The following is a 9,278-nucleotide window of genomic DNA, read 5'->3' as shown; positions in this document are numbered from 1 at the left end:
TTTATTATAGTATTATTTTTATCTATATCTCTTAGCTTCTCTTTTAGCAAGAAATCATTATTGGCTGTATTATTTCAAAAAAAAATTTTTAACAACTTAGGGCTACTAAGCCTCAATATCTTTTTAAATCACTTCTATGTAGGCTGGGTAATTATGACTATAAAATCTAAATATTCTATAGAGCCATATCAATCTGTAATTTATTATTTTTTAGGTTCTTTATTTTGTATTACTTTGAATTTCATCATATCGAGATCTTTAAGAAAAATCGAATATAAAAAGATAATTGACGCTTCCTTGGTTAAAGAAGAATAACTTGAATGCTCAAATTATAAAATTTATTCTCGTCGGTATCCTAAATACTACCTTTGGGTATGGGCTATTCGCCCTTTTTATCTATTTGGGTCTATATTATCCTCTTGCCGTATTGTTTTCTACGATACTAGGCGTATTGTTTAACTTTAAAACTATGGGCAAGCTGGTATTCGGTAGAAGTGATAACGGTCTGATATTTAGATTTATGCTAGTTTACATCATTACTTATTTTTTAAATATATTTTTTCTATGGCTTTTCAAGTGGCTTGGATTTGATAATATGTATATAAGCGGTTTTGTGCTTTTGATCCCGCTAGCTGCGGTATCATTTTTATTAAATAAATTTTTCGTCTTTAGGAGATGATATGAAAAAGATCAGTATAGTTACTGCCTGCTTTAACGAGGAGGAGAATGTAGAGGAGGTATATTCGCGCGCAAAAAAGGTTATGAGCGGATTTCCCAAATATGCCTACGAGCATATATTTATTGATAATGCTTCGACCGATAGGACGGTTGAAATTTTAAAATGTCTAGCAAAGGATGATAAAAATTTAAAGATCATCGTAAATTCCAGAAACTTCGGGCATATCAAATCGCCAACCTATGCGCTTTTGGGCGCAGACGGAGATGCTGTTATCTCTATCGTAGCCGATTTGCAAGATCCGCCCGAGATGATTGCGCAGTTTATAGAAAAATGGCAAGAGGGCAACGACTTGGTTTTGGCTATTAAGCGAGATAGCGAGGAGCGCGGCGTGATGTTTAAAATCAGAGAGTGTTATTACGAGCTCTTATCAAAACTATCTGAGATCGAAATTTTTAAGAATTTTACCGGCTTTGGACTTTTTGATAAAAAGGTCATCGCGGCTCTTAGACAGATGCATGATCCGTATCCGTTTTTTCGAGGAATGCTCGCGGAAGCCGGTTATAAGGTAGCTAAGATCCCCTACGATCAACCGGTAAGAATTAAAGGAGTTACCAAAAATAACTTCTACACGCTTTATGATATGGGGATACTCGGTATAATCTGCAATTCCAAAGTACCACTTCGGCTCGCAACCTTTATAGGTATGATAACGGGCATTTTGAGTATAATAGTAGGACTTGTGTATTTTATACTTAAGCTAATTTATTGGGACGAGATGAGCGTGGGCATCGCGCCTCTTATCATACTTTTTTCATTCGTTTCATCTGGAATTTTGTTTTTTATCGGTATAATAGGCGAATATATCGGTGCAATTTATACACAAGTGTTAAATCGCCCATTGGTATTTGAAAAAGAAAGAATAAATTTTGACTGAGGATATTTTTTTTAAGCATTGCAGTACCGACTTATAATAGAGCAAAATTCTTAGATAAAAGTCTAAATAGTCTATGTAAAAGCGTGTATAAAATCGAGCGAAGAGATATTGAAATTTTAATTTTAGATAATGCTTCCAGTGATAAAACTTCGGATATTGCAAAAAAATATATTGATTTCGGACTTGTAAAATATATAAAAAATAGTGAAAATACTGGTCCAGATAATAATTTCAAAAAAGCGATTTCTTTGTCGCGCGGAAAATATATATGGATATTCAGCGATGATGATTTAGTATTTGATAATACGATTAAATATTTAATGCGGATACTAGATTCTTCTTCGAAATTCGGTATTATTCATTTAAAGGCACAAAATTTCATAGACGAAATTAAGCCAGCAGAATTTAAAGAATTTAGTAATTTTAAAATTTATGATGATGATAAAGCGGAGTTTATAAAAGAAGCCCATACTAATTTAACTTTTATAACTTCTAATATAGTAAATAAAAGTTTATTTGATAGAATCGATTTGGACGCAATAGCAAATAACAATCTCGTGCAGCTTTATTGGAATATCGCCTGCGCAATTTTGCCTGATAAGCAAGTCGTGGTGTTTGATAAAATTTATGCAGCAGGGCAGTTTAATAGTGGAAGATATAATTTTTCGGAGGTATCTGGTATAAATTTAAATGATACCCTAAGCGCTATTGAAAAGAATTTTGACGCAGATTTCGTACTTGAAATTTTTAGAAAAAGGCTTTTAATATATTATTATCCCGCCAATATAATTAGGATACGAAACGGTCTTTCTGCAGTTAGGAACGAAAACTGCTTTCGCAATTTATATAAAATTTATAAGAAATTCCCTTCTTTTTGGATATTCACGGTTGGCGTGATGTGTATGCCAAAAAAAGCTAGGCCTAATTTATGCAAAAGACGATTTAGGACGGAATTTGCTATCTAAAATTTCATATATGGCGCTAGCGCAGATATTTTTTGCGTTTGTATCCGTAGTATCGATCTTAGTTCTACCGAAGCTTTTATCTTTAGAAGGCTTTGGATACTATCAATTATTTATATTTTTTGCCAATTACGTAGAATTTTTACATTTTGGACTATCTGATGGTATATATCTAAGATACGGCGGTAGGCGATATGAATTTATTTCTAAAAGAACTCTAAAATCTCAAATTTGTACGATGGAGATTTTATATATTCTAGAATGCCTAATTATATTTTTTGCAGTTTGTGCGTTTTCGTTTGATAAAAGGTTATTTTTATATATTGCTATTTCGGGCGCTATCACAGTACCAAGATCATTTCTATATAATCTTTTGCAAAGTGTAAATGAGATAAAAAAGTCAATACTCGTTTTGTTTATAGAAAGAATTTTTGTCTTATCATCTATAGCAGCAGTTTATTTCGTGGATTTCGATAAAGCTAAATTTTTAATATTTCCATTTATTTTTGCCAGATTTATATCGCTTGTTTATATTTGTTTTTTATGTAGGGATATTTTTAAAGTAAAAATGGCTTCTTTTACAGATAGCTTATTTTATATATATAAAAATATGCGAATAGGTATAAAATTAACAATCTCTGCGCTTTGCAATATATTTTTGATATTTATTGCAAGATCTATGATTGCATGGAAATTTAGCATCGTTTTATTTGGTAAAATTTCATATATTATCGCTACTAAATTTTACCCTATTTTTCATCAATGCATTCTCGGCAATCTTATTCCCGATATTACGAACTAAAAAAGCTTGCGAACAAAACGAAATTTTTAAAATTTTAGATGATGGACTATCAATCATATTTGTATTTTTATTTCTATTTGCATATCCTGTAGAAATTCTACTGGGCGCTTGGCTACCTAAATATGCGAATGTTTTAAATTATATGCCGATAATTTTTACGATATTGCTATGCGAAGGTAAGACGCTCCTTCTTACTAATTCATATTTTAAGGCATTACGCAAAGAAGGACAAATGCTTCGTATAAATTTAATTTCTTTGATTATATTTTCAGTATTTATTGGATTTATTGTATATTTTTGCAATGATATATTTATCATAATGTTTTGCCTGTTTTTATCTCTTTTTGCCAAATATATCGCATTGAGTTATGGTCTGAAAAAATTTATAAAAAGTGTAAATTTTTGTAATATTGGTGTAGAATTTTTTGTGGTGTTTGCTTTATTGCTATATCTCATATATTGCTTGGCGTCTACGCGTTTTGCTTAATAATAGTAAGTTTTATAGTTTTAATTGTATTAAAAAGGGAAAATTTTATCCAATTGCTTAAATTTATAAAAACGATATAAATCTGAAAATATTGCTATGAGTAATAATTATATCAATCTCGATGTAGCATTTTGTATTTTCATAAATTTTGCTAAAATTCAAATTTTTCAAAGAAACTTTATTATATACTTCCCGTTCACTTTAAAAAAAGGACGACCATGCCAAAGATGAAAAGCGTGCGCGGTGCCGTCAAGCGTTTTAAAGCGGGCAAAAACAAGATCAAAAGAGGCTCGGCGTTTCGCAGCCATATTTTGACGAAGATGTCTCAAAAACGCAAGAGGAATTTGCGCGAGGCCCAATACGTCGATTCTACGAACGTATCTGCGGTTAAAAAAATGCTTTGCAAATAGTGCAAAGTTAGTTTTTGACGAAAGTCATTCAAACTCCCCTAAATTTATGGATTTTAGGGCAAGATCCCCAAAGGGACGCCGATTAAGAAAGGATTAATATGGCAAGAGTAAAAACGGGCATCGTTAGACGCCGCCGTCACAACAAGGTGCTAAAGCTTGCGCGCGGATTTTATAGCGCAAGACGCAAACATTTCAGAAAGGCTAAAGAGCAGCTAGAGAGAAGCCTCGTTTACGCCTTCCGTGACAGACGCGCGAAAAAACGCGATTTCCGCAGACTTTGGATAGTGCGCATCAATGCAGCTTGCAGGCTAAACGACATCAGCTATTCTAAATTTATAAACGGACTGAAAAAAGCGGGCATCGAGCTTGATAGAAAAATTTTAGCAAATATGGCTATGAACGACGCCGAAGCTTTCGCAACCGTCGCAAAGAAGGCAAAAGCGGCATTAAAATAAGCTTTAAAATTTGGCCGTCTTAAGGCGGCCAAATTCTTAAATTTCGACAAAGCTTTTAATTTTAAAAGCGCGTCCGCAAATTTGTCGAAATTTAAGAATTTGGGTAATTTTATTTGAGGCGGTGCAGAATGCTAAAGTCTTTGAAAAAAATCGTATCTCTTGCGCTTGTCGGTGCAGCAGGGTTCGGCTATGCGAGCGAGCAGAATTCCTGGAGCTATGCAAACGCGCAAAAATCACCTTCCAACAACACTTCCCGTTCCGATGTAATGAGCGCTGCGGATAGCTTGGGCGCGAAATTAAGCAGGCACGACGCAGCTAGCGATAGCTCCGCGAGCGACGAGTATGAAAACTCATTTCGTATCAAGCTCGAGTACGCAAGAGGCTTTGCTAAAAAGGGCTCATATTCGGGCAGGCTTAATAATCAACGCGTTATGATGCCTGCATTTCGCTGGACGGGCAATAGCGGCGTAAATGCCGAGTTTTGGAACGGCATTACCAATATAGGCGGCGCGCTGGTTCCTTATGTGGCTTTCGGCTCTTACGAAAAGCGCCCAGGAGGAGATTCTCACTCACAATATTTGGTGCGAAGAGACGAGGATTTGGCTCAAATGCAGCGCAATAAAGCTGCGGGTATCAAAAATCTCGCCTATACTTATACGGGCACTACCGGTCCTATCGGTCCTGACGGTCGCCCTACTGCCATTGGTTCAAGTAGAAATTTAAGCCTAGTATATGCCGATATCGATAATTTTGTAAATTTCTACGGCAGAGAAAACATCGCGGGATACTTCATCGACGAGGTCAATACCGAGGATAACCCTTCCAATATCGCTTATATGGCTAGCATTTATAATTACATTAAATCCAAATATCCGGAGATGCTCGTTTTGGCGAATAACGGCTGGGGGGTACGCGATGCCATAGCCCCTTACGCGGACGTCTGGATGCTGCAAGAAGTAAGCGCAGACGAGTATATCAACCGCTATCGCGCCAGAACCTCGGAATTTGAAAAAGACCCCGCAAATTCCGCTAAAATCTTACACGTCATCTATAACGCCTCGCCCGAGCAATATGACGAGATTATAAGGCTGTCGCGCGAGCGCAATGCGGCGAATTTATTCATCACTTCCGATACGAACCGCTATCCTGGAGGATACGACGATCTGCCTACCTATTTTGAAGCGCTGATGCTGGCGATCAATAACTTCACGCCTAAAAACGGCAGCCTGTTTTCGCAGGTCGCAAGAGGCGGCAACCGCATAGGCATCGAGATGCCGCGCTCGAAGGTCGATCTGGATCTTACCAAGCTTGCAAGAAATTCCGCTTATAAAAATTTAACCGACACCGACGGGCAGGAGTTTAACGTAAACGTAAGCGCGATCGGAAACTACGGCGGAGATTACAAAGACCGCTCGGGCGGCGTCAAATACGATCACAAGAGCGACGGAATTTTACTCGGAGCCTCCAAGAGAGTGGATGATCTTACGCTGGGCGTGATCTTTGGGTATCAAAAATCGGACGCTTGGTACGAGGGTAAATTCGACGGTGTCAAAGAAAACATCAAATCCTACGAACTCGGTCTGGCGGGCAGATACGATTTTAGCGAGAACGTGGATCTGGCGGTAAATTTAACCTATTCGACAAACGATCATAAATTTGAAACCAACAACGGATTCGGCGCTATCCACGGCGCGAAATACAAGTCGCAAATTTGGGATTTCAGCACGAGAGCAGGGTATAAATTCTTATTTGAAAACGGCTACATTAAGCCATATTTGGGGCTTGGAGCGATTATGGTGAACGAGGATGCGATCTCTAGGCTTAAATTTAGCTCCGCTTCAAAAACCGCGCCGAACGGCACCGCGGGAATTTACGCGATCAAGGCTTTCGGCGATCTGCAGATATTTGCAAATGCGGAGTACGAGCATCGATTTAGCGGCGATTCGTATCATGCAAGCAGAAAGTATTCGGACAGATACGACGTCGAGGGGCTTGATTATTCTAGCGGCGTATTTAACGGCGCAATCGGGCTGAAATATAAGATCCTTCAAAGCGTCGGACTCAGCGCATCGTACGAGCTAAGCGAGAGCAAAAATAGCCTCGCTAGAGCCGCTTTTGACGTGGAGTTTTGATTTTAATCGGAGTAGTCCAAGATAGGCAGCTTGAAGCACGATTACAGATTCCTCTTTGCCGCAAAATAAAAATTTTATGAAATTTGCGGCTAAATTTTACCCGAGCTTTGCTGCGAAATTTTAAAATTTCGGCCTTAAAATTTTTACTCGCATAATTTATACTTTGAAATTCCATGTAAGACCATTTTCGCGCCGTTTTGGATGCGAAGCGACGAGATAGAATCGCTGCCGCAGAATTTTGCGCGGACGCTGAGGATTTTTTAAAATTCTAAATTTTGCCCGTTTAAAACTTTGCGGATCGCGTTTCATCCGCAAGGGATTTTAAAATTCTATGCGCAGCGTAACTTGAGCATTTTTTAAAAGTAGCGGAATTGTAAGAACTCCAAGGGAGCATTCAAATTTTCGAGGTAAAATTTAGATTGATTGGAAACTACCGAAACTGGGTAAAAGAAGCGAAATTTTGCGGATCGCTCCGCAAAATTTAAAAGAGATTATTTTAGCTTGTCTAGTTCGATGATGTAAGGCACTGAGTTTACTCCCGCACCGAAGTATTTGGCAGCTAGGGCTTTTGCAGCGTTTAGCTCGGCAGCGCTTACGTCTTTGGCGCCTGCTTTGTTATCTTCAGCGTAGTATTTTCTAAAAACCGCTATCTTTTGCTCGTCGGTTTTAGCATTTTTGATCTCTTTGTAGATGAGCGCGGATTTTGCGTGGCCGTCATCGCCGTGAACGGAGGTCATGACGATATCGACATTGTTATTTTTTAGAGTTTCTTCGATCCTTGCCATCTCTTTGCGGCAGAATGGGCACAAAGCGTCTGTTAGCATCAAAATCGTAGGCTTTTTGGGATCGTTTCCTAGCTTGATGATATTGTCTTTGCTCTCTGCTTTGAAGACCTTACTTAGCTGTCCTGCGATGCGGTCTTGTTTGATCTGCTCCTTATAGACTACGCGTTTTTTAGGATCGATGATATCGGTAAAGATCAGATCGCCTTGGGTGAAGATGATCTCCTCTTGCGACATATTGCCTTGAGAGATTTTTAAAACGACCGCTTCAACGCCCTTTGGCTCGCTAAGTGGGATGCGCTCGGCGACCTTTATTTCGATGCCTTGTGGCGCGCCGCCGTAGATGGATAGAATTTCGCTGTCGCTTAAAGCCGCGTTTAGGCTCGCTGCGAGAGCAACTGAAGTTAAAATAGCTTTTTTCATTTTTTTCCTTTGCAAAAAATTCCGCGCATTGTAGTGCAAAATTTTAAATTTTTACTTTTTCAAATAGCGTTTATTGTCGATCGTCACGATATTTCCCATCTTGTCAAGGTATTCGAGGTAGCAGATGACGAATTTTCTGCTAAGTCCCAGCTCCTCTTTGGCGTTCGTGACATTTACGAAGCCCTCTTTTTCGATGATTGCGTAAAGGCGCTTGATCGCCAGGGCTAAATTTTCGGCCTCGACGAAAAGATTGTGCGCGAGACGGACGACCTTTTTGGCGTATGTTAGCTTTTTTAGCGCGTCATCGCCGCTTTCGCGATCAATCTCCAGCTCGTCGTAAATGTTATACGGTGCAAGCGGCGCGATGCCGCCCTTTTTGATGAGATCAAAAATTTTACTCTCCAGGCTCTGCTTAAGCGCATCAAAATCCACCCCCGATTTTACGTAAACTCCGCCCTTTTTGGAGACGATGCCGCCTCGCTCAAGCTCGCTAAGCGCGCGCGCGGCGAGCTCCTCACTGGCCCACGAGAGCTTTAGGGCGATCGAGGCGGGCGAAAAGATCGCGTAGTCGTTTTTTGAGACGATAAATTTTATGAGGCTTTTTACATCCTCGATCGCGCTTAGATCGTAAACGCATAGATTTGCTTCGTCAAAATACGTCCCTTCTATGCCGCGCGCGATTTTTACCGCTTCGTCATACTCCATTCCGAAGCGCTGATACGCCGAAAATAGCCCGAATCCATGCTTGTGAAAGAGGCTTAAAATTTTAAACGCTTCGGTGAAATTTCGCTTCAAAAGCGCGGTTAGAAGCACGGCTTTGCTCTGCTTTTTTAGCGGCTCAACTACGGCGTTTAGCACGCGTCCGCCGCCGATTACGCGCGAGTTTGACAAGCAGACGAATGGTTCGTCAAATTTCAAAAACATCGTTTTGTCAAATTTAAAGCTCACGAGCTTCTCGCCGCTAGGAAGTTCTTTTAAAATGAGCGCTTTTGCCGCGCTTTGCTTACTTCCGACGCAAAACAGCACGTCTTGGTTGTGTGAAATTTCGCCACTAAAGGTGCAGTCGGCTTCATTAAAGCCGCGGAAAAAGCCCTTTTTGCTTAGGATTTGCCCCTTCTCAAGCTCGCTCGTTTTGGCATCTAAACTCAGCGCGACGCGGTTTGGAGCCTGTGCAAGCGGCGTATCCTCATCGTGGATCTGCACGCTTTTGAC

The 9,278-nt window shown here is 39.5% G+C and carries 9 protein-coding genes; 7 read left to right on the top strand and 2 right to left on the bottom strand.

The features are described 5' to 3' along the window. From Q0256_RS07230 to Q0256_RS07200, 7 genes are all read left to right on the top strand, one after another. On the top strand, nucleotides 1-315 hold a 315-nt coding region (locus Q0256_RS07230; RefSeq protein WP_297961683.1), incomplete at its 5' end, for a hypothetical protein. A 1-nt stretch (nucleotide 316) separates the two neighbouring features. Then, complete coding sequence (locus tag Q0256_RS07225) at nucleotides 317-679, top strand: GtrA family protein (protein ID WP_297961680.1); 363 nt, start codon at nucleotides 317-319, stop codon at nucleotides 677-679. A 1-nt stretch (nucleotide 680) separates the two neighbouring features. Then, the gene (locus Q0256_RS07220) at nucleotides 681-1,613 is read left to right on the top strand and encodes a glycosyltransferase family 2 protein (RefSeq protein ID WP_297961677.1); all 933 of its coding nucleotides are present in this window, start codon (nucleotides 681-683) and stop codon (nucleotides 1,611-1,613) included. Beyond that, nucleotides 1,610-2,578 carry a glycosyltransferase family 2 protein gene (locus Q0256_RS07215; RefSeq protein ID WP_367271948.1) on the top strand — a complete coding sequence of 323 codons (969 nt, stop codon included), beginning with the start codon at nucleotides 1,610-1,612 and terminating at the stop codon, nucleotides 2,576-2,578. Before Q0256_RS07220 ends, Q0256_RS07215 begins: the two co-directional genes overlap by 4 nt. 1,504 nt (nucleotides 2,579-4,082) lie before the next feature. Further along, nucleotides 4,083-4,274 carry a 50S ribosomal protein L35 gene (gene rpmI / locus Q0256_RS07210; protein ID WP_005871089.1) on the top strand — a complete coding sequence of 64 codons (192 nt, stop codon included), beginning with the start codon at nucleotides 4,083-4,085 and terminating at the stop codon, nucleotides 4,272-4,274. 98 nt (nucleotides 4,275-4,372) lie between these two features. Continuing rightward, a complete protein-coding gene (gene rplT / locus Q0256_RS07205; protein ID WP_297961674.1) occupies nucleotides 4,373-4,729 on the top strand; it encodes a 50S ribosomal protein L20 in 357 nt (118 codons plus the stop codon). Nucleotides 4,730-4,857: 128 nt separating this feature from the next. Next, nucleotides 4,858-6,861: an autotransporter domain-containing protein gene (locus Q0256_RS07200; RefSeq protein WP_297961671.1), complete on the top strand. Its 2,004-nt coding sequence runs from the start codon at nucleotides 4,858-4,860 to the stop codon at nucleotides 6,859-6,861. Nucleotides 6,862-7,352: 491 nt separating this feature from the next. Here Q0256_RS07200 and Q0256_RS07195 read toward each other — a convergent pair whose 3' ends face one another. Then, a complete protein-coding gene (locus Q0256_RS07195) occupies nucleotides 7,353-8,066 on the bottom strand; it encodes a hypothetical protein (protein WP_005871095.1) in 714 nt (237 codons plus the stop codon). Between the two features lie 51 nt (nucleotides 8,067-8,117). Further along, nucleotides 8,118-9,278, bottom strand: a 1,161-nt coding sequence (locus Q0256_RS07190; protein WP_297961668.1) for a selenocysteine-specific translation elongation factor, incomplete at its 5' end; no start/stop codon positions are given.

It is taken from the genome of uncultured Campylobacter sp. (assembly GCF_937949835.1).
In the GTDB taxonomy this organism is placed as follows: domain Bacteria; phylum Campylobacterota; class Campylobacteria; order Campylobacterales; family Campylobacteraceae; genus Campylobacter_B.
Note: the sequence above shows the minus strand (reverse complement) of the source record. Positions and strands in the feature narration are given on the sequence as shown.